Annotated in this window: 17 protein-coding genes; 14 read left to right on the top strand and 3 right to left on the bottom strand. The window is 74.2% G+C overall.

What is annotated here, in order from left to right:
* Positions 1-24: 24 nt before the first annotated feature.
* From ACGFSH_RS07880 to ACGFSH_RS07820, 13 genes are all read left to right on the top strand, one after another.
* Complete coding sequence (locus tag ACGFSH_RS07880) at positions 25-1,323, top strand: ATP-grasp domain-containing protein (RefSeq protein WP_393346034.1); 1,299 nt, start codon at positions 25-27, stop codon at positions 1,321-1,323.
* A gap of 95 nt (positions 1,324-1,418) precedes the next feature.
* Positions 1,419-2,240, top strand: a complete 822-nt coding sequence (locus ACGFSH_RS07875; RefSeq protein ID WP_393346032.1) for a glycosyltransferase — start codon at positions 1,419-1,421, stop codon at positions 2,238-2,240.
* Positions 2,241-2,243: 3 nt separating this feature from the next.
* Positions 2,244-2,807, top strand: coding sequence for an adenylyl-sulfate kinase (gene cysC, locus ACGFSH_RS07870; RefSeq protein ID WP_393346030.1), 564 nt, complete (start codon positions 2,244-2,246; stop codon positions 2,805-2,807).
* On the top strand, positions 2,804-3,751 hold the full coding sequence (gene cysD, locus ACGFSH_RS07865) for a sulfate adenylyltransferase subunit CysD (protein ID WP_393346028.1): 948 nt from the start codon (positions 2,804-2,806) through the stop codon (positions 3,749-3,751). Before cysC ends, cysD begins: the two co-directional genes overlap by 4 nt.
* Positions 3,752-3,753: 2 nt before the next feature.
* Positions 3,754-5,151: a sulfate adenylyltransferase subunit 1 gene (locus tag ACGFSH_RS07860; protein ID WP_393346026.1), complete on the top strand. Its 1,398-nt coding sequence runs from the start codon at positions 3,754-3,756 to the stop codon at positions 5,149-5,151.
* 1 nt (position 5,152) lies between these two features.
* Positions 5,153-5,911 (top strand): ABC transporter ATP-binding protein, encoded by a 759-nt coding sequence (locus ACGFSH_RS07855; RefSeq protein WP_393346024.1) that lies wholly within the window; start codon positions 5,153-5,155, stop codon positions 5,909-5,911.
* A complete protein-coding gene (locus ACGFSH_RS07850; protein WP_393346022.1) occupies positions 5,898-6,803 on the top strand; it encodes an ABC transporter permease in 906 nt (301 codons plus the stop codon). Before ACGFSH_RS07855 ends, ACGFSH_RS07850 begins: the two co-directional genes overlap by 14 nt.
* Before the next feature lie 119 nt (positions 6,804-6,922).
* Positions 6,923-8,311: a DUF4190 domain-containing protein gene (locus ACGFSH_RS07845; RefSeq protein WP_393346020.1), complete on the top strand. Its 1,389-nt coding sequence runs from the start codon at positions 6,923-6,925 to the stop codon at positions 8,309-8,311.
* Between the two features lie 147 nt (positions 8,312-8,458).
* Positions 8,459-9,211, top strand: coding sequence for a GntR family transcriptional regulator (locus ACGFSH_RS07840; protein ID WP_393346018.1), 753 nt, complete (start codon positions 8,459-8,461; stop codon positions 9,209-9,211).
* A 518-nt stretch (positions 9,212-9,729) separates the two neighbouring features.
* Complete coding sequence (locus tag ACGFSH_RS07835) at positions 9,730-10,023, top strand: hypothetical protein (protein WP_393347004.1); 294 nt, start codon at positions 9,730-9,732, stop codon at positions 10,021-10,023.
* Between the two features lie 125 nt (positions 10,024-10,148).
* Positions 10,149-10,559: a (deoxy)nucleoside triphosphate pyrophosphohydrolase gene (locus ACGFSH_RS07830; protein ID WP_393346016.1), complete on the top strand. Its 411-nt coding sequence runs from the start codon at positions 10,149-10,151 to the stop codon at positions 10,557-10,559.
* A 192-nt stretch (positions 10,560-10,751) separates the two neighbouring features.
* Entirely contained in the window at positions 10,752-11,180 is a 429-nt protein-coding gene (locus ACGFSH_RS07825) for an ATP-binding protein (RefSeq protein ID WP_393346014.1), read from the top strand.
* 271 nt (positions 11,181-11,451) lie between these two features.
* Complete coding sequence (locus tag ACGFSH_RS07820) at positions 11,452-14,100, top strand: SpoIIE family protein phosphatase (RefSeq protein ID WP_393346012.1); 2,649 nt, start codon at positions 11,452-11,454, stop codon at positions 14,098-14,100.
* Between the two features lie 7 nt (positions 14,101-14,107).
* On the opposite strand, the gene ACGFSH_RS07815 is transcribed toward ACGFSH_RS07820, so the two are convergent.
* On the bottom strand, positions 14,108-16,033 hold the full coding sequence (locus ACGFSH_RS07815; RefSeq protein ID WP_393346010.1) for a hypothetical protein: 1,926 nt from the start codon (positions 16,031-16,033) through the stop codon (positions 14,108-14,110).
* 92 nt (positions 16,034-16,125) lie between these two features.
* Between ACGFSH_RS07815 and ACGFSH_RS07810 the strand changes: the two genes are divergently transcribed.
* On the top strand, positions 16,126-17,307 hold the full coding sequence (locus ACGFSH_RS07810; protein WP_393346008.1) for a hypothetical protein: 1,182 nt from the start codon (positions 16,126-16,128) through the stop codon (positions 17,305-17,307).
* A 19-nt stretch (positions 17,308-17,326) separates the two neighbouring features.
* Here the strand turns inward: ACGFSH_RS07810 and ACGFSH_RS07805 are convergent, their stop codons facing one another.
* Together ACGFSH_RS07805 and ACGFSH_RS07800 are read right to left on the bottom strand one after the other, a co-directional pair.
* Positions 17,327-18,106, bottom strand: coding sequence for a succinate dehydrogenase/fumarate reductase iron-sulfur subunit (locus ACGFSH_RS07805; RefSeq protein WP_393346006.1), 780 nt, complete (start codon positions 18,104-18,106; stop codon positions 17,327-17,329).
* Entirely contained in the window at positions 18,103-20,043 is a 1,941-nt protein-coding gene (locus tag ACGFSH_RS07800) for a fumarate reductase/succinate dehydrogenase flavoprotein subunit (RefSeq protein ID WP_393346004.1), read from the bottom strand. Before ACGFSH_RS07800 ends, ACGFSH_RS07805 begins: the two co-directional genes overlap by 4 nt.
* Positions 20,044-20,070 lie beyond the last annotated feature (27 nt).

Raw genomic sequence — 20,070 nt, 5'->3', positions numbered from 1 at the left:
GAACTCCGACCTGAGGTGACTCCCTTGTCCGCAACCCGCGTTCTCGTCGTCGGCGGAAAGGCCGGCATCGTCCGCAAGGCCGCAGCACTCGGTCTCGAGGTGGTGCACGTCCAGAAGCCGTCCGCGTTCGACCCGGACGTGGTGCCATACTGCGCCCAGCTGCTGCTGGTCGACTACCAGGACGTTCCCACCGTCACCGCCCTGGTGCGCGCCCTGCACGAACAGCGCCCCTTCACCCGTGTCTTCACCCAGACCGAGGCGGCCCAGGCCGTGGCCGGACATCTGACCGACACGCTCGGACTGCCCGGGAACAGCGAGCGGACCACGCGCCTGCTGCACGACAAGCCGGCGCTGCGGGCCCTGCTGAACGAGCGGGGCATCGGACCGGTGGCGACGCTGACCCGGCCCAGCCGCGCCGAACTGCGCGACTTCGTGAAGGCCTCGGGAGCGGCCGTCCTCAAGCCGACCATGGGCTCCGGCAGCCTGGGCGTCCGCCGCATCGCGTGCGTGGACGAGGTCGACGAGGCGTGGGCGTGGCGCGAGGCCTTCGGCCTGGACGACTTCATGGCCGAGGAATGGCTGGTCGGCGCGGAGCTGAGCGTCGAGACGTTCTCCCGCGCCGGATCCCACACGGTCGTCGCCGTCACCGGCAAGGAGACCGGGCAGGGAGTGGTCGAGCTCGGCCATGTGGTGCCCGCGCCGCTGGACGACGCCGACCGCTACGCCGTCGAGGCGACGGTGCGGGCGCTGCTGGACGCCGTGGGCTTCGTCGACGGCCCCGCGCACACCGAGCTGATCCTCACCGCCGCCGGCCCGCGCGTCGTCGAGTCGCACAGCCGCCGGGGCGGGGACCGCATCAACGACCTCGTCCGCCTCGTGCACGGCGTCGACCTGGAGGAGGCCACCTACCGGCTCGCCCTGGACGACGACCCGCCGGCGCTGCGGCGGGCGCCGGACGGCGCGGCCGCCATCCGCTTCCTCGTGGCCGACCCCGGGACCGTCACCTCGGTGACCGGCGAGGCGGAGGCGGCGGCCGCGGACGGCGTCGTCCAGGTCGACGTCCAGGTGGAACCCGGGGACACCGTGCACGAACTGCGCTGGTCGGAGGACCGCTGCGGGTTCGTCGTGGTGCGCGCGGCGGATCCGGAGACCGCCGTGCGGCTGGCGGGCGAGACCGCGGCCCGCGTCGTGATCGCCACCGAGCCGGCCGCCGCCGGCCGGGGCCGGCCCGTCACGCTCGGCGCGCTGCTCGACGAGGTGGACGAGGTCCTCGACCCGTTCGCCGCCACCACCGCCGAGCCGTCCGCCACCGCACCCCGCTGACCGGCCGCACCCCCGGCATCCTCCGCACCCCCTTCTCCGAACCCCACCCGACCCACGGACGTGGCCGCCGGCGAACGTCCGCAAGGAGTACGGCAATGAGCACGACACACCCAGACGGCGGCAAGCAGGTCTCCGTGGTGGTCGCCACCCGCAACCGGCCGACCGACATCGACCTGCTGCTGGCCGCGATCGCGGCGTGCGACACGGGCGTTCTGCACGAGGTGATCCTCGTCGACGACTGCTCCGACACCCCCCTGCGCGTCGACGGCGACGCCCACCCCTTCCCCGTGCGCCTGCTGCGCCACGAGCGGCGCCGTGGCGCGGCGGCCGCCCGCAACCTCGCCGGCCAGGAGGCGACCGGCGACGTCATCGCCTTCCTCGACGACGACGCCCGGCCGCTGCCCGACTGGTTCGACGTCCTCGACACGGCCCTGACCCCCGACCGGGCGGCGATCACCGGCAGAGTGCTCCCGTTCGACAGCAGTGTGGTGGCCCGCGCCCGCCAGTACCGCTACGAGGTCCGCTACGCACAGCACGGCCCCGGCAGCGAGGTCACGTTCTTCGCGGGCGGCAACTCGGCCGTGTGGACGCAGGCGTTCCGCGCCGCCGGCGGGTTCCCCGACGTCGTCACCGCGAGCGACAACGGTCTCGTCGAGCGGCTCGCCGAGTCCGGGGGGCGGGTCCACTTCGTCCCCGGCCTGCGGATCGCCCACCGCAACAGCAAGGGAGCCGGCATCGCCCTGCGGGAGGCGTGGCGCGCGGGGCGTCTGGCGCCCCGCAGCACACCGGCGGCCGCGCTGCGCCGGTTCGCCACCAGCGCCAGGACCCAGCCCTGGTCGGACGATCCCGCCGCGGCAGGTCTCAACATGGGACTACAGGCGGCGAACTCGCTCGCCACCGCTCTGCCGGCGGCCTGAGCGATGGCGGGCACGGGGGACGCGCGCCGGGCGGACGCGGGAGCCACGGTGTGGCTCACGGGCCTGCCGAGTGCGGGCAAGACCACGATCGCGCGGGCACTGGCCGGGCGGCTGCGCGAGCAGGGCCGGCGCGTCGAGGTGCTGGACGGTGACGAGATCCGCGCGTCCCTGTCGGCCGGCCTGGGGTTCGGCCGGGCCGACCGGCACACCAACGTGCAGCGGATCGGCTTCGTCGCCGAGCTGCTTGCGTCGCACGGCGTGCTGGCGCTGGTGCCGGTGATCGCACCGTACGCGGACAGCCGAGAGGCGGTGCGCCGGCGCCACCGGGAGCACGGCACGGCGTATGTCGAGGTGCACGTCGCCACACCCGTGGACGTGTGCTCGGCGCGGGATGTGAAGGGCCTGTACGCGAAGCGGGCGGCGGGCGAGATCAGTGGTCTGACCGGGGTCGACGACCCGTACGAGGCGCCGGCGGCGCCGGATCTGCGGATCGACTCGCAAGGCCGGACGGTGGCGGAGTGCGCCGCGGCCGTCCACGCGCTGCTCACCGAGAGGGGTCTGCTGTGACGACGTTCGCCGCGACGGTCCGTGAGAGGACGGACGGCCCGGACAGCCCGTACGCGCTGTCCCATCTGGACGCGCTGGAGTCCGAGTCCGTGCACGTCTTCCGTGAGGTGGCGGGGGAGTTCGAGCGGCCGGTGGTGCTGTTCTCCGGCGGCAAGGACTCGGTCGTCATGCTGCATCTGGCGCTGAAGGCGTTCGCGCCGGCGGCGGTGCCGTTCTCGCTGCTGCACGTGGACACCGGGCACAACTTCCCCGAGGTGATCGAGTACCGCGACCAGGTGGTCGCGCGGCACGGGCTGCGGCTGCACGTGGCCTCGGTGCAGGAGTACATCGACCGGGGCGAGCTGCGGGAGCGGCCGGACGGCACGCGCAATCCGTTGCAGACGGTCCCGCTGACGGAGGCGATCCGGCGCCACCGTTTCGACGCGGTGTTCGGCGGCGGGCGGCGTGACGAGGAGAAGGCGCGGGCGAAGGAGCGGGTGTTCTCGCTGCGGGACGAGTTCTCGCAGTGGGATCCGCGCCGTCAGCGTCCGGAGCTGTGGAATCTGTACAACGGCCGGCACGCGCCGGGTGAGCATGTGCGGGTCTTCCCGCTGTCGAACTGGACCGAGCTGGACGTATGGCAGTACGTGCGGCGCGAGCGCATCGAGCTGCCCGGGATCTACTTCGCGCACGAGCGGGAGGTGTTCGCCCGCGGCGGGATGTGGCTGACCGCGGGCGCCTGGGGCGGTCCGAAGCCGTCGGAGCCGGTGGAGAGGCGGCTGATCCGCTACCGCACGGTCGGTGACATGTCCTGCACCGGCGCGGTCGACTCCGGCGCGGCCACACCGGACGCGGTCATCGAGGAGATCGCCGCGTCCCGGCTCACCGAGCGGGGCGCCACCCGCGCCGACGACAAGCTGTCCGAGGCGGCGATGGAAGACCGCAAGCGCGAAGGGTACTTCTAGAGATGACCAGCATCACCGAGCAGCCCGGCGCCCGGTCGTCGACGACCACTCTGCTGCGCTTCGCGACCGCGGGCTCCGTGGACGACGGAAAGTCGACCCTGGTGGGGCGGCTCCTGCACGACTCCAAGTCGGTCCTCGTGGACCAGCTCGAGGCGGTGCGGGAGTTCTCCCACGGCCGCGGCCAGGAGGCGCCCGACCTGGCGCTGCTGACCGACGGCCTGCGCGCCGAACGCGAGCAGGGCATCACCATCGACGTCGCCTACCGCTACTTCGCCACGCCCAGGCGGCGGTTCATCCTGGCGGACACGCCGGGGCACGTGCAGTACACCCGCAACATGGTGACGGGCGCGTCGACGGCCGAGCTGACGCTGATCCTGGTCGACGCCCGCAACGGCGTCGTCGAACAGACCCGCCGGCATGCGGCGCTCGCCGCGCTGCTCCGCGTCCCGCACGTGGTCCTCGCGGTCAACAAGATGGACCTGGCCGGCTTCGCGCAGCCGGTGTTCGCCGCGATCGCCGAGGAGTTCACCGCGTACGCGACGAAGCTCGGCGTGCCCGCCGTCACCGCGATCCCGATCTCCGCGCTCACCGGCGACAACGTCGTGGAACCCTCCGCGGCCATGGACTGGTACGACGGTCCCACCGTCCTGGAGCACCTGGAGACGGTGCCGGAATCCCGTCTGCCCGCGGGCGGCTCGTGCGCGGACGGCGGGACGGCGGGACCCACCCGGTTCCCCGTGCAGTACGTGATCCGGCCGCAGACGCCCGAGCACCCCGACTACCGGGGCTACGCCGGCCAGATCGCCGCCGGCGTCCTGCGGGTGGGGGAGGAGATCGCCGTGCTGCCCGCCGGCCGCACCTCGAAGGTCGCCGGGATCGACCTGCTGGGCCGGTCCGTGGACGTGGCCTGGGCGCCGCAGTCGGTCACCCTCCTCCTGGAGGACGACATCGACGTCTCGCGCGGCGACATCATCGTCCCGGCCGGCGACGCGCCCGTCGCCACCCGCAGCGTCGAGGCCACCGTCTGCCAGGTCGCGGACAGCCCTCTGACCGTCGGCCGGCGGGTGCTGCTCAAGCACACCACCCGCACGGTCAAGGCGATCGTCGAGGACATCCCCTCGCGCCTGACCCTCGACGACCTCACCCAGCACCCGGCCCCGGGACGGCTCGTCGCCAACGACATCGGCCGGGTCGTGATCCGCACCGCGGAACCGGTCGCACTCGACTCCTACGCCCGCTCCCGGCGCACCGGCTCGTTCCTGCTGATCGACCCCGCCGACGGCGCGACCCTCGCCGCCGGCATGGCGGGCGACGCCTTCACGGGCAGCGGCGCCGCCGAGGCCCCCGGACCCGAGGCTCCCGGACCGGGCGGCGCCGCGGACGAGGGCTGGGACTTCTGAGGTGAGCGGACACCCCACGGCCGTCGAGGTGTGCGGCGCCACGAAGACGTACGGCACGGGCGCCGCCCGCCGCGTCGTGCTGGACGACGTCCGTCTGCGGCTGGAGAAAGGCGAGTTCGTGTGCGTGGTCGGCGCCTCCGGTTCGGGCAAGTCGACCCTGCTCCAGCTGGTCGCCGGCCTGGAGACCGCGACCGCGGGACACATCGACGTCAAGGGCGGACGCCCGGCGGTGATGTTCCAGGAGCACGCCCTGTTCCCCTGGCTCACGGCGGGGAGCAACGTCGAACTGGCGCTCCGTCTCGCCGGAGTGTCCGGCGCGGCCCGGCGCGCGCGGGCCAGGAGCCTCCTCGCGCTGGTGGGACTCCCGGACAGCCATGGGCAGCGGGTGCACGAACTGTCCGGCGGCATGCGCCAGCGGGTCGCCCTGGCCCGAGCCCTGGCGCAGGGCGCCGACGTGCTGCTGATGGACGAGCCGTTCGCGGCGCTGGACACGGTGACCCGGAAGGCGCTGCACGGCGAACTCGCCCGCGTCTGCGCGGAACGGGGGGCGACGGTGCTCTTCGTGACGCACGACGTCGGTGAGGCCGTGGCACTGGGGGACCGGGTGGTGCTCATGTCGTCGGGGCCCGGTCGCGTCGTGGCCGAATGGCCCGTCCGGCGAGGCCCGGCGCGAGGGGCCGACACCTGCGACGCGGCCCGTCTCGTCGACGAGATCACCGCCCGGCTCGCCGAGGAGGCCGACCGCCATGCCCGCCGTTGACAGTCCCCGACGCCCCACGCCGTCACGGCCCGGCCCCCGCGTACGGCCCGGGGCGGTCCGCCCGCACGGAACGCCCGCGGGGACCGGCCGCCGAGGCCGCGCCGGGGCGCTGCTCCGGCGTGCCGCGGCCCGGCTCTGGCCCGGCTGCTCGGCGCTGCTGCTGGTGGCGGGCCTGTGGCAACTGGTCCATCTGCTCGGCCTGTCGCCGGTGCTGCCCGCGCCGTCGGCCGTGCTGCGGGACCTGTCGGACGCCTGGTCGGCGGGGACGCTCGGCTCCGGGCTGCTGCACAGCCTGGGGCGCTGCCTCGCCGGGTTCGCGGCGTCGGCGGCGGTGGGCGTGCCCCTCGGTCTGCTGCTCCACCGGTTCGGGTTCCTGCGCACGCCCGTGGCCCCGGTGCTGGGAGCGTTCCAGTCGCTGCCGGCCGCGGTCCTGGTGCCCATCGCCGTGATGTGCCTCGGCCCCTCGCGCGGCGCCGTGTACCTGGTGGTCCTGCTCGGCGCGGTTCCCTCGGTGACGACCGGGGTCCTCACCGCCCTGGACCAGGTGCCGCCCCTCCTGGTGCGGGCGGGCCGCGCGATGGGGGCGACGGGAGCCGCCGCCGTGCGTCATGTCCTGCTCCCGGCCGCCCTCCCCGGTGTGGTGGCCGCACTCCGGCAGGGCTGGGCGTTCGGCTGGCGGGCCCTGATGACGGCGGAACTCATGACGGCGACCCCTCTTACCGGCCTCGGCCGGATGATCGACGCGGGCCGGCGCAGCGGTCGGCTCAGCGCGGTTCTGGCGGCCGCCGTGGCCGTGCTGGCCGTCGGCGTGCTGGTGGAGGCGGGCGTCTTCGGACCGGTGCAGCGGCGGGTGCTGCGCGCCCGCGGACTGCCCGGCACGGACGGACGGTGAGCGGCGGTCGCACGTCAGTGCCATGCCGGGTCCGGCGCCCTGCCAGACTGGCCCGGGCGACTCGACGACCGGCTGCCCGCCCGACCGCGTAACCCGTCAGAACCAGGAGCACGGTGCTCGTGTCCATACCCCCGCCACCAGGGCCGCACCAGCCCCAGGACGACCCGTACCGGCCTCCGCGGCCGTCGGACCCGTACCCGCGCGACCCGTTCGCCCCGCCGAAGGACCCGGACGCGCACGGCCCGCACGCACCGCACGCCCAAGGCCCGTACCCCCAGGGCCCGTACGGGCCACAGGGGCACCCGGCCGGCGCTCCGGGACATCCGGCGGATCAGCATCCCGGATACCCGGGGTATTCCGGGTATCCGGCGCAACCGGGCCCGTATCCGCAGGCCCCCTACGGGGGTGCGCCCTACCCGGTCTGGGGGCAGGGGTACAGCCCGTACGGGCGTCCGGCCGCGGTCAACGGTCTGGCCGTCGCCGCCCTCGTGCTCGGCATCCTGTGCTTCCTGCCGGCCGTCGGTCTGGTGCTCGGGATCGTCGCGCTGGCGCAGATCCGGAAGCGGGGCGAACGCGGCAAGGGCATGGCGGTGGCGGGAGCGGTCCTGTCGTCCGTCGGGCTCGCGCTGTGGGTCCTCGCGCTGGCCACGGGCGGCGCGTCCGAGTTCTGGCAGGGGTTCAAGGACGGCGCGGCCGCGCGCTCCGGCTTCTCGCTCGTCAAGGGCGACTGCTTCGACATCCCGGGCGGGAGCTTCGGCGAGGACGTGTACGACGTCGACGAGGTGGCGTGCTCGGGCGAGCACGACGCCGAGGTCTTCGCGACGGTTCCGCTGTCCGGCAGCCGCTTCCCGGGCGACGACCGCGTCGGGCGGATCGCGGACGACGAGTGCTTCCGGCTCCGGGACGCCTACACGAGGGACCCCTGGGCGCTGACCGACGAGGTGGACGTCTACTACCTCACGCCCGCCTCCGGGAGCTGGCGCGCCGGCGACCGGGAGATCACCTGCGTCTTCGGACCGGTGGACGACAAGGGCACCCTGACCGGCTCGCTGCGCGCGGACGAGACGACCCTGGACGCCGACCAGCTGGCCTTCCTCGAGGCGATGGCCGTCGTCGACGCCGTCCTCGGACAGGAGCCGGAGGACTCCGCCGACGTGGACCTCGCGGCCGGCCGGAAGTGGGCCGCGCACACCGGGGACGTCACCGCGGACCAGGCGGCCGCGCTGGGGGACCGCGCCTGGCCCGCGAAGGCCGGCGGGCCGGTCGCCGCGCTGGCCGAGGACATGCGCAGGTCGGGCCGGGAGTGGGCGGCGGCCGCGAAGGCCACCGACGCCGACGCCTTCTACGAGCACTACGAGACGGCCTACGCGTACGTCGACGGCCGCACGACCGTCACCGCACGCGAGGCTCTGGGCCTGGCCACCACGCCGCCGGCTCACGACGAGGACTCCGACAGCGGGGACGGCGGGGCCGTCGGGGGCGACGGTGACACCGGCCTCGATGTGTGATCACGTCCACAGCGGGGAGAAAGTGCCTGGGTAAAGCGTTTCGCGAGCAGATGTCATCACATCGAGTGATTCCCTGGCCTTTGCTTGCACGGCCCAACCCACGGTTGCCAGGCTGTAGCTGTCTGTACAACCTGATGGGAGTGGCCAGTGACATTCGGTGAGCAGCCGGCGTATCTGCGTGTCGCGGGTGATCTCCGCAAGAAGATCGCCGACGGATCGCTGCCACCGCACACCCGCCTCCCGTCCCAGGCGAGAATCCGCGAGGAGTACGGCGTCTCCGACACGGTGGCCCTGGAGGCGCGCAAGGTGCTGATGGCCGAGGGCCTGGTCGAGGGCCGCTCCGGTTCGGGCACCTATGTACGCGAGCGGCCCGTCCCCCGCCGGATCGCCCGCTCCGGCTACCGCCCGGTCAGCGGGGCCACCCCGTTCCGCCAGGAGCAGGCCGAGGCGCACACCCGCGGCACATGGGAGTCCAGCAGCGAGCAGGTCGAGGCGGGCGTGGCCGTGGCGGAGCGGCTCGGCATCAAGCCGGGCGACCGCGTGATGCGCACGAAGTACGTCTTCCGGGAGGCCGGCGAGGCGATGATGCTCTCCACGTCCTGGGAGCCCCTCGCGGTCACCGGCCGCACCCCGGTGATGCTCCCCGAGGAGGGTCCGCTCGGCGGCATGGGCGTCGTCGAGCGGATGCGGGCCATCGACGTCATCGTCGACAACGTCACCGAGGAGGTGGGTGCCCGCCCCGGGCTGGCCGAGGAACTCCTCACCCTCGGCGGCGTCCCCGGGCACGTGGTGCTGGTCGTGCAGCGCACGTACTACGCCTCGGGCCGCCCGGTGGAGACGGCCGACGTGGTGATCCCGGCAGACCGCTACCGGGTCGCGTACCACCTGCCGGTGAAGTAGGCCGCCCGCAGAATCACTGCCCCCCATCCGTCGCCCGCGGAACACTGCTCACCGGCCCGCCCCCCAGCGCCCGTCGGCGGGAGGCGGAGAGGGCCGGCGACGACCGTGTCCTGCGGGGCGGGTGGAGTGGAGGAGGCGCCAGGGCGGCCCGGGGCCGTAGCGCATACGGCCGGGCGGCGCACACCCTTCCGGCAGTTGCCGCCGGAATCGGCCCGCCCGGGAGCTGGCCGCGCGCCGTCGGAATCCGGACGTTTCCCCTGGTTCCCGCAGGTCGACCGGTATCTGCCCACAACCCCGCCGACCGGACGCGTTGCGGCGCGCGCACGGCGCGTTCGGTCCCGTGCGCCCCCTGCGTCCTGGCTGGTTGCGTACCTCTTTGTGCAAAGCCGTGTTCGGTGCGTAAAGGTAAGGCGTACGCTCGGGCATATGCGGATTGCGGTTTCCTTGGCAGGCGGGGCGCGCGGCGCGCCGCGGACGGGATCCGGCCGGGCCGGGACGGTGAGGGGGCGGAGGGCGCGATGAACGACGGCACCACCTCCCTGCCCTGGCTCGTCATACGGCAGGACGACAACGGCAACCGCTACCGCGTGGGCAGGTACGCGACCCGGGCCGAGGCCCAGGAGACCGCGGACAGCCTCGACGGCCGCGGGCACAAGCAGCTCTACTGGGTCGAGCGGATCGGCCAGACGCAGGGACAGCCGCAGCGCCACGCCCAGACCCCGCACCACCCCCCGACACCGCCTCCGGCCCAGGCGCAGACACAGATGCAGGCGCAGGCGCAGGCGCAGAACGGTGACGGCACCCTGAACTGACCGGGCGTCGGACCGGACCCGTCGTCAACCCGGCGTCGGCACCGCCCCCGACCGCCCCGCCCCGACCGCCGCTGCCCCCGGCCGCCCCGCCCCCCCACCAGCTCCCGTCCCGTAGGCTCCGCCGCATGACGGAACGGACCGTGGTGGTGGGAGCCGCGCTGCTCGACGGCGGCCGCCTGCTCGCCGCCCGCCGCAGCGCGCCCCCGGAGCTGGCCGGACGCTGGGAACTGCCGGGCGGCAAGGTCGAGCCGGGGGAGGGCCCCGAGGCGGCTCTCGTGCGCGAACTGCGCGAGGAACTCGGTGTCGAGGCCGAGACCGTCGGACCCGTGCCGGGGGAGTGGCCCCTGAGACCGCCCTACGTCCTTCAGGTGTGGACGGCCCGGCTGCGGCCCGGCTCGGCCGCCCCCGAACCGCTCCAGGACCACGACGCGCTGCGCTGGCTCGCCCCGGAGGAGGTCTGGGACGTCGACTGGCTCGACCAGGACGTTCCCGCGGTGCGCGAGACGCTCGCCGTGATCGCCGCCGACGCCCACTGAGCCCGTCCCCTCGCGGTTGGCCGGTGGCTGGTCGTCCGTCGCGCGGCCGCGCGCGGATCCCGCGCCCGGGGCGCGTCGGCGGGCCGGGCGGGGGCGGGGTGTACGCCGTTCGTGCCACTGTGCGCCCTGCCGAGCGATACTCGCCCAGAGATATCGGGTATGTGCCCATTAACCCCACGAAACCGGACATGGGTGCACTCGCTGGGCTGGGAAGTGATCGGCGTGATCGACACCGAGGACGACCGGGCCGAGTGGTCGTTTCCCGCGGAGCCCGGTGCGGTGCGCACCGCCCGCGCGGCCGTCCGCGACCAGCTGCACCGCTGGGACCTCGACAGCCTGGGCGACATCGCGGCCCTGCTGGTCAGCGAGTTGGTGACCAACGCGCTCCGGCACGCGACCGGCCCCATCGGCGTCCGTCTGGTCCGTCAGGCCCGGCTGCGGGACGTGCTCCTCGTGGAGGTGTCCGATCCGCTGCCCGACCCGCCGCGCGAGCGGGTCGCCCGCCCCGACGACGAGAGCGGGCGCGGACTTCAGCTCGTCGCCTCCGCCGCGCGCCGCTGGGGCACCCGGCCGGGGAGCGCCGGCAAGACCGTGTGGTTCGAGCTGGCGGTGTCGGGTTGACGGGGCGTGACACGGGGATGACCCAGGTGGACGGCGGGCCTCCCGCCGTCGCCCGTTCGGCGCCGGTCCGCGACCGGTGCCCGAAGGTGTGATTCGACCACGTGCCCGCTGGTTAGAAGACTGGAAGTGTTGTCGCGGGACGGGCCGGAAAACGCCTGGACCGTGCTGTGATCGTGAACACCGTGTCGTGCGGACCCGTAGTGCTGGATACTGCGGGCAGCCGCCGCCGGTGACCGGTGCCGGACGCGGTGAGCTGGAGGGGACGGTTCGCGTGAGCGAGATACCAGCGAAGGCCACGGAGTCCGAGGACCCGTCGGGCGGCGCGAGGGCGGAGGCCGCGGGCGCGCACGCCGCGGACGCCGTGCACCGCCCCGGCGACGGGGAGGGCGAAGCGGCGTCGCACGGTGACGCCATGTGGCAGAGCAGCCCACCCGGTTCGATCTACGACTACATCAGGGTCGCCTCGTTCTCGATCGGCCCCGACGGCCTCGTCGACCAGTGGAGTCTGCGCGCCGAGCAGATCTTCGGCATCCCCGCCGAGCGCGCCGTCGGCATGGACCCCATCGACGCGTTCGTCGACCCCGACCTGCGCGAACGCGGCCAGCGCAAGATGGCAGAGATCCTCGACGGGCGCGAGTGGACCGGCGTGGTCCCCTTCCGGATGCCCGACCCGGCGCCCGGCGGCGGACGCGGCGAGCAGGGCCTCGCCGAGGTGTACGTCATGCCGACGCGCAGTCTGGACGGCGAGAAGGCCGCCGTGTGCATCGTCGTCGACGTCCGCACGCTGCGCAGCATCGAGACCGACCTCGCCGCCTCGCAGGCGATTTTCGGCCAATCCCCGTTCGGCTTCCTGCTGATCGACCCCGACCTGCGGGTGCGCCGCGCCAACCAGCGGTTCGCCTCCATCTTCGGCGGCACTCCCGACGAGCACCGCGGCAAGGGCGTCCACGACTACCTGCCCCGGCCCGAGGCCGAGCGGGTCAGCGCCACCCTGCGCCGGGTCCTGGAGACCGGCGACTCCATCACGGACATGCACGTCACCGGGTTCGTCCCCGGCTCCGACGAACGCCGGCACTGGTCGATCAACCTGTACCGGGTGCACAGCGGCAGCGGCCGGCCCATCGGCATCGCCTGGCTCGGCACCGACATCACCGCCCGCCGGGCCGCCGCCCGCGAGGCCGCCGCCGCACGGCGCAATCTCGCCCTCCTGAACGAGGCGGGAGCCCGCATAGGCAACTCCCTCGACCTGGAGACGACCGCGCGCGAACTCCTCGACGTGGTCGTGCCCGGCTTCTGCGACCTGGCCACCGTCGACCTCTACCAAGGGCTCCTGGCCGGCGACGAGACCCCGCCCGGACTCGCCGACGGCAGCGCCGAACTACGCCGGGTCGCCTTCTCGTCCGCCGTGTCCGACGCCCCCTTTCCCGGCGCGGGCGCGCCCGTCGCGGTCGGCGCGGTCCACCACTTCCCGTTCAACTCGCCCTGCGCGGACGCCCTGCGCACCGCCCGCCCGCAGACCATCCCCGGCGAGGAGGGCGGCCTCGTGCAGTCCAGCCTCGCCGTCCCGATGGTCGCCCACGACACCGTCGTCGGCCTCGCGCAGTTCTCGCGGACCAAGGGCAGCGAGCCGTTCGGCGACCGCGACCGCGATCTGGCCGTGGAGCTGGCGGCGCGCGCCGCGGTCTGCATCGACAACGCCCGCCTCTACCGGCGCGAGCACGAGCGGGCGCTGATACTGCAACGCTCCCTGCTGCCGCCCGGCGACCCGGTGGCCTCGGGCCTGGACATCGCCTGCCGCTACCTTCCCGGCAACGTCTCGATGGGCCGGCCCAGCGAGGTCGGCGGCGACTGGTTCGACGTCATCGAACTGCCCGGCCACCGCACGGCGCTGGTGGTGGGCGACGTGATGGGCCGCGGGCTGCGGGCCGCGGTCGCGATGGGCGAACTGCGCACGGCCGTGCGCACGCTGGCCCTGCTCGACCTCGAACCGGCCGAAGTGCTCTCCGCGCTGGACGAGATCGCGCGCGGGCTCGGCACCCCCGGCGGCGTCCAGCAGGCCACCCGGGCCGCCCGCCGGCCCCGCGAGGCCGACCTGTCCGAGGTGTACCTCGCGACGTGCGTGTACGCGGTCTACGACTCGGTGACCCGGCGCTGCACCTTCGCCAACGCGGGCCATCTGCCCCCGGTCCTCGTCGAGCCCGGCGAACCGGCACTGATGCTCGACGTGCCGCCGGGCATGCCGCTCGGCGTGGGCGGCGAACCCTTCGAGGAGGTGGAGGTCGACCTCCCCGAGGGCGCGCTGCTGGCGCTCTACACCGACGGCCTGGTCGAATCCCGCGACCACCCCCTCGACGAGGGCCTCAACGCGTTCGTCGGGGCGCTCACCGACCCCACCAGGCCGCTGGAGGACGTCTGCGACCACGTCCTGAACACGCTCGACTCGCACCACGGCGAGGACGACATCGCGCTGCTGATGGCACGGGTGCAGGGGCTGCCCGCGGACTCGGTCGGCGACTGGACGCTGCCGCGCGAGCCGCGCAGCGTGGGCCGGGCGCGGGAGTACGCGCGGGGCCGGCTCCAGTCGTGGGGTCTCGAAGCGCTCGTCGACACCACCGAGTTGCTGGTCAGCGAGCTGGTCACCAACGCGCTGCGTTACGGCGAGGGGGAGATCAGACTCCGGTTGCTGCTGGACCGCACCCTGGTGTGCGAGGTGTGGGACGCGGGCCTCGTCCAGCCGCGCCGCCGCCGCGCCCGGGACACCGACGAGGGCGGCCGCGGTCTCCAGCTGGTGGGGCTCCTCTCGGCGGCCTGGGGTTCGCGCCGCACCCCGCGCGGCAAGACGGTGTGGTTCGAACTGCCCCTGCCCGACGGCGAGACGACGCTCGCGGACCCGGCGGAGGCCCTGCTGAGCCTGTTCTGACGGGCGCTCATCCGTCGGCGGCGGGCCGGGCCGGTCCGGCGAAGCCCGCCGGCCGCCCGCCGTCGGGATTCCCGGCCGGTACGACGCCGCCGAGGACGGCCCCGCCGACGCCCGCCGTGTGGTCCGGCCCCGCATACGGGTTCCCGTGCGCGCGGACGTCGAGTTCGGCCAGCTCCCGGGCCTCCCCGGCGAGGTCGTCGGCGGACGGGCGGTCCGCCGCGTCCCCGGTCGCGAGGAGCCGCCGCGCCTCCGCCAGCCGGGTGCGCGCGGTCACGCCCACCGCCCCGCGGTGCGTCTCGACGAAGTCGGCCGCGCAGCCGACGGCGGACCGGGCGGTGAGCAGCGCGGCGGCCCGCAACGCCTCGTCCGGCTCCGGTCCGAGGGACACGGCCGCCCGCACGATCCGCCGAAGCTCCCCGACCGGATCCCAGCCCGCCCCGGCCGGATCCGGGTCCTCCCCGACCGCACCTGAACGCGCCGCGACCGGATCGGGGCCGCGCGCTTCCCCCTGATCCGGGCCCGCATCTGTTCCCCGGTCAGGGCCCGCGACGCCGTCGGGACGGACGGCGGGCGGGCCGTCCGGGGCCGGGCGGTCCGGCAGTCGGCGCCGGATCGACGCCAGCACGGCGTCGGCGTGCAGCAGCCGGGCGTGCAGCTCCCCCGGCGAGGCGTCCGGCGGCGCGACGATCACGCGCCGTCCCGTTCCCGTTCCCGCCCCGGCGTCCGCCCTCGTGGCCTCCTCTTCCCCGGCCCCGCGCGGGACGCCGTCCGCGTTCCCGTCGGCCCGGCCGTTCCCGGCGCCTTCCCGTGCCGCTTCCGCCGCGCGGGCCCGGGACAGGTGCTCCTGGGCCGCCGCGAGGGCGGCCGGCGCCGCCCGCTCGGCCGCCGCCAGCTCGCCGGCCAGCCGGTCGACGCCCTCCAGGAGGACGGCGGCCTGGGCTATGACCCCCTCGGCGGCCCCCAGGTGACGAGCCGCCCGCTCAGGCCGTCCCGCATCGGCCGCCTGACGCGCCCGGTTCAGCCGGTCGGTGGCGAACAGCAGCCGGTCCCTGGCCTGTTCGACGTTGCCGACGACGCCGTCGGTGGCGATGTGCGCGTACCGGGCCCGCAACCCGGCGAGGACGGCCTCCGCGGTCCCCACCCGCCCGGTCAGCTCCCGGAACCGCCCTTCGGCGACCACCAGGGCCTCACCCGACGCCCGCCCCGGCGCGCGCAGCCCCTCGAACTCCCCGGCCGCCGAGTCGAGCAGCCCCTGCACCTCCTCGCACCGGCCGATGATCCCGGCGAGCGCGTGTTCCCGCGCGGCCTCCTGCGCCGGCACACCCTCGTCGTAGCACTGCCGCATACGGAAGGCGGCGGCCAGTTCGGCGGCGGCCTCGTCGAGGGTCCGCCGGAACCGGGCCGTGTCCTGGGCGGCGAACAGCTCGGCGGCGAAGCCGAGTTCGCCGCGGGCGGCCCGGATCCGGTCGTCGGCCGCGACCAGTGCGGCGCAGGCCCGCTCGTCGAGGGCGGCGGGCCGCGGCGCCGACGGCGCGGACTGGGAGGTCTGCGACGACTGCGACGACGGTGCCGGCCGGACGGGCTGCGGCGACGCGGGGTGGCCGGTCCCACCCGGGGTCGTGCGGTCGCGGGTGCGTCTGACCCGGCGTATGTACCCGTACCCGGCGGCCGCGCCGGCCGCGCCGACGGCCACCAGCGGCAGCACCAGATCGACGGTCGACCTCCCGCCGTCGGCGGTGACGGTGGCGGGAGCCGTGCTCGCGGCGGGCGCCGGGTCCTTGATCGCAACCGGAACCCCCGCATCGGACGTCATCCCCGGCAACACCAGCCACACGATGCCGACCGTCCCGCCCACCACGGTGTGGGCCACCCGTACGGACAGGTGCGAGCCGGTTCGCCGGGGCCGGCCTCGACGAGGCTGCGAAGAGGTCACATTTGCGAGCGTATGGCCGTCAATGCGGGCACGCGAGCGGGATGCACCCGACTCGGGGGGCGTGGGGCGGAACGACACGGGAGGGGGCCCCGATGGAACGACCACCGGGACGGACGACCGCGGACACCGAGCCGGACGGCGAGGCAGCGTCCGGCACCGAGCGGGGGAACCCGGACAACCCCGAGAGCACGGGAGAGCTGAAGACCCCGGAGAAGCAGGAGCCCCCGGAGTCCCCGGGGCCCCCGGAATCCCCGGTGAAGCAGGGGAGGCGGTGGAGGCGTTGGGTGCGCCGGGGGGCGCTAGCCGTGGTGCTGCTCGTGCTCGTGCCGGTGCTGACAGCCGAGGCGGTGCTCGGTGTGAACGGCATGGGAGATCCGGCCGGGAGTGCCCGGACGCGCGGCAAGGACGCCCTCTGGCTGGGCCACGCCTGGGTGGACGGCCGCAAGACCGACGCCGATGTCGAGGCTCTGGCCCGCCGCCTCGCGGACACCGGCATCCGGGACCTCTATGTGCACGCCGGCCCGCTGGAGCACGACGGCACGCTGCCCGCGTCCGCCTACCCGCGTGCGCGGTGGTTCGTCGCCGCCGTCCACCGGGCGGCCCCCAGGCTGCGCGTCCAGGCCTGGCTGGGCGACGTGCTCGCCTCGGAGACCCCGGACGGCATGCGGCTGGAGCGCCCGGCGACCCGCGCCGCCGTCGTGCGGTCCGCCCGGGAGATCCTCGCGGCCGGCTTCGAGGGCGCCCACTTCGACCTCGAACCCCTCCACTCCGACGACGCCCACTACCTCGCCCTGCTGGACTCCCTGCGGGCCGTGACCCGCGCGCACCACGCCCAGCTCTCGGTGGCCGCGCACCAGATCGACCCGGTGCCGGGGTTCCACTCCTTCTGGGGCACGACCACCGGGCACCCCAAGTGGTGGTCGCAGAAGTTCTTCGGCCAGGTCGCCGGACGCGTCGACCAGATCGCGGTCATGTCGTACGACACCATGCAGCCGTTGCAGCGAACGTACAGCGGTTACGTCGCCCAGCAGACCTCCCTCGCCCTGGAGGTCACCCCGCGCTCCACCGACCTGCTGATGGGCCTGCCGTTCTACCAGGAGAACCGCTTCGGGCACTGGGCGCACGCGGAGACCGTCGCCGCCGCCGTCCGGGGCGTCCGGCTCGGCCTGTCCCGCACCGACGCCGACCGCGCGAACTTCGGTGTGGCGGCGTACGTGGACTTCACGGCGACGGAGACCGACTGGAGGGCGTACCGGACGGGTTGGGTCCGGTAGGAGGTGGCCGCCCGGCCCTTCACGCGTCCTCGGGCGACCGCCTCCTGATCTTCGAGCCCAGCCACACCAGCGGGTCGTACTTGCGGTCGACCGCCCGCTCCTTCAGCGGGATCAGCGCGTTGTCCGTGATCCTGATGCCCTCGGGGCACACCTCGGTGCAGCACTTGGTGATGTTGCAGTAGCCGAGCCCGTGTTCGTCCTGGGCGGCGCGTCCGCGGTCCAGGCCGCTCTCCTCGGCCGCGTCCAGGGGGTGCATGTCCAGCTCGGCGACCCGCATGAGGAAGCGGGGGCCCGCGAAGGCCGTCTTGTTCTCCTCGTGGTCGCGCACGACGTGACAGGTGTCCTGGCACAGGAAGCACTCGATGCACTTGCGGAACTCCTGCGACCGGTCCACGTCCTGCTGGAACATCCGGTACTCGCCCGGCGCGACCCCCTGGGGCGGCACGAACGCCGGGACCTCCCGCGCCTTGTGGTAGTTGAAGCCCACGTCCGTGACCAGGTCGCGGATCACGGGGAAGGCGCGCAGCGGGGTGACGGTGATCGTCTCCGCGCGGTCGAAGACCGACATGCGCGTCATGCACATCAGCCGGGGGCGCCCGTTGATCTCGGCCGAGCAGGAACCGCACTTGCCCGCTTTGCAGTTCCAGCGGACGGCGAGGTCGGGCGCCTGGGTGGACTGGAGCCGGTGGACGATGTCGAGGACGACCTCGCCCTCGTTGACCTCGACGGTGAAGTCCTCCAGGTCTCCGCCCCGCGCGTCGCCCCGCCACACCCGGAAACGGGCGTCGTAGCCGCTCATTCGTACAGCTCCTCTTCGGTGAGGTACTTGACCAGCTCCTCCTTCTCGAAGAGGGCGAGCAGGTCGGGGCGGATGGGCTCGGTGGTCTCCCGCACCAGCCGGATCTGGCCGTCCTCGGGTCCGGCGGCCGCCGGGCCGTCGCCCGGCCCGGTGAGCCGGCACAGCAGGTTGACGTTGCGCCAGGCGCGTTCCATCGCCGGGTGGTCCTCGCGGGTGTGACCGCCGCGCGACTCGGTGCGCTCCAGGGCCGCCCGCGCCACGCACTCGCTGACCAGCAGCATGTTGCGCAGGTCGAGGGCGAGGTGCCAGCCGGGGTTGAACTGGCGGTGGCCCTCGACGCCGGCCCGCCGGGCCCTCACGCGCAGCTGCGCCAGCTTGACCAGGGCCTGCCTCATCTCGCCCTCCCGGCGGATGATGCCGACCAGGTCGTTCATGGTCTGCTGGAGTTCCTGGTGGACCGCGTACGGGTTCTCCGGGGGGCCGGGCGCGGGTTCCTCGCCGTCGGCCTCGGCGGAGAAGGGGCGCAGGGCCTCCGCGGCCGCCGCGTCCACCTGGGCTTCGTCCACCGGCGGCCGGGCGGTCGCCGTCGCCGCGGCGTGCGCGGCCGCGTGCAGTCCGGCCCGCCGGCCGAACACCAGCAGATCGGACAGCGAGTTGCCGCCCAGCCGGTTGGAGCCGTGCATCCCGCCCGCGACCTCGCCGGCCGCGAACAGTCCGGGCACCCCGCGTGCGGCGGCCGTGTCCGACTCGACCGCGATACCGCCCATCACGTAGTGGCAGGTGGGCCCGACCTCCATCGCCTCGGCGGTGATGTCGACGTCCGCCAGCTCCTTGAACTGGTGGTACATCGACGGCAGCCGGCGACGGATCACCTCCGCGGGCATCCGCGTGGAGACGTCGAGGAAGACGCCGCCGTGCGGGGAGCCGCGGCCCGCCTTGACCTCGGAGTTGATGGCGCGGGCGACCTCGTCGCGGGGGAGCAGCTCGGGGGGGCGCCGGTTGTGGTCCGGGTCCTCGTACCAGCGGTCGCCCTCCTCCTCCGACTCGGCGTACTTCACCTTGAAGACGTCCGGGACGTAGTCGAACATGAACCGCTTGCCCTCGGAGTTGCGCAGCACCCCGCCGTCGCCGCGGACGGACTCGGTGACGAGGATGCCCTTGACCGACGGCGGCCAGACCATGCCCGTGGGGTGGAACTGCACGAACTCCATGTTGAGCAGGGGGGCTCCGGCGAGGAGGGCCAGCGCGTGGCCGTCGCCGGTGTACTCCCACGAGTTGGACGTCACCTTGAAGGACTTGCCGATGCCGCCGGTGGCGATCACGACGGCGGGCGCCCGCAGGACGAAGAAGCGGCCGGTCTCGCGCTCGTAGGCGAAGACGCCGCTCACCCTGGATCCGTCCTTCAGGATCCGGGTGACGGTGCACTCCTGGAAGACCTTCAGCCGGGACTCGTAGTCGCCGGTCTCCCGGAAGTCCTCCTGCTGGAGCGAGACGATCTTCTGCTGGAGGGTGCGGATCAGCTCCAGTCCGGTGCGGTCGCCGACGTGGGCGAGGCGCGGGTACTCGTGGCCGCCGAAGTTGCGCTGCGAGATGCGGCCGTCCTCGGTGCGGTCGAACAGCGCGCCCCAGGTCTCCAGCTCCCAGACCCGGTCCGGGGCCTCCTGGGCGTGCAGCTCGGCCATCCGCCACTGGTTGAGGAACTTGCCGCCGCGCAGGGTGTCGCGGAAGTGGACCTGCCAGTTGTCGTGCTCGTTGGCGTTGGCCATGGCCGCCGCGATGCCGCCCTCGGCCATCACCGTGTGCGCCTTGCCGAACAGCGACTTGCAGATGACGGCCGTGCGGGCGCCCCGCTCGCGGGCCTCGACGGCGGCCCGCAGGCCGGCGCCTCCCGCTCCGACCACGACGACGTCCCACTCCTGGCGGTCGACCACGGTCATCGGCGGGCCCCGCTCATCAGGTTCGGC

It is taken from the genome of Streptomyces sp. NPDC048481, assembly GCF_043200075.1.
GTDB lineage: Bacteria > Actinomycetota > Actinomycetes > Streptomycetales > Streptomycetaceae > Streptomyces.
This window is presented reverse-complemented; position numbering and strand designations above follow the sequence as displayed.

Coding starts and splice junctions, on each gene's coding strand:
- ACGFSH_RS07875 (WP_393346032.1), top strand. CDS start 1,419: ATGAGCACGACACACCCAGACGGCGGCAAGCAGGTCTCCGTGGTGGTC.
- cysC (WP_393346030.1), top strand. CDS start 2,244: ATGGCGGGCACGGGGGACGCGCGCCGGGCGGACGCGGGAGCCACGGTG.
- ACGFSH_RS07860 (WP_393346026.1), top strand. CDS start 3,754: ATGACCAGCATCACCGAGCAGCCCGGCGCCCGGTCGTCGACGACCACT.
- ACGFSH_RS07850 (WP_393346022.1), top strand. CDS start 5,898: ATGCCCGCCGTTGACAGTCCCCGACGCCCCACGCCGTCACGGCCCGGC.
- ACGFSH_RS07835 (WP_393347004.1), top strand. CDS start 9,730: ATGAACGACGGCACCACCTCCCTGCCCTGGCTCGTCATACGGCAGGAC.
- ACGFSH_RS07830 (WP_393346016.1), top strand. CDS start 10,149: ATGACGGAACGGACCGTGGTGGTGGGAGCCGCGCTGCTCGACGGCGGC.
- ACGFSH_RS07810 (WP_393346008.1), top strand. CDS start 16,126: ATGGAACGACCACCGGGACGGACGACCGCGGACACCGAGCCGGACGGC.
- ACGFSH_RS07805 (WP_393346006.1), bottom strand. CDS start 18,106: ATGAGCGGCTACGACGCCCGTTTCCGGGTGTGGCGGGGCGACGCGCGG.
- ACGFSH_RS07800 (WP_393346004.1), bottom strand. CDS start 20,043: ATGACCGTGGTCGACCGCCAGGAGTGGGACGTCGTCGTGGTCGGAGCG.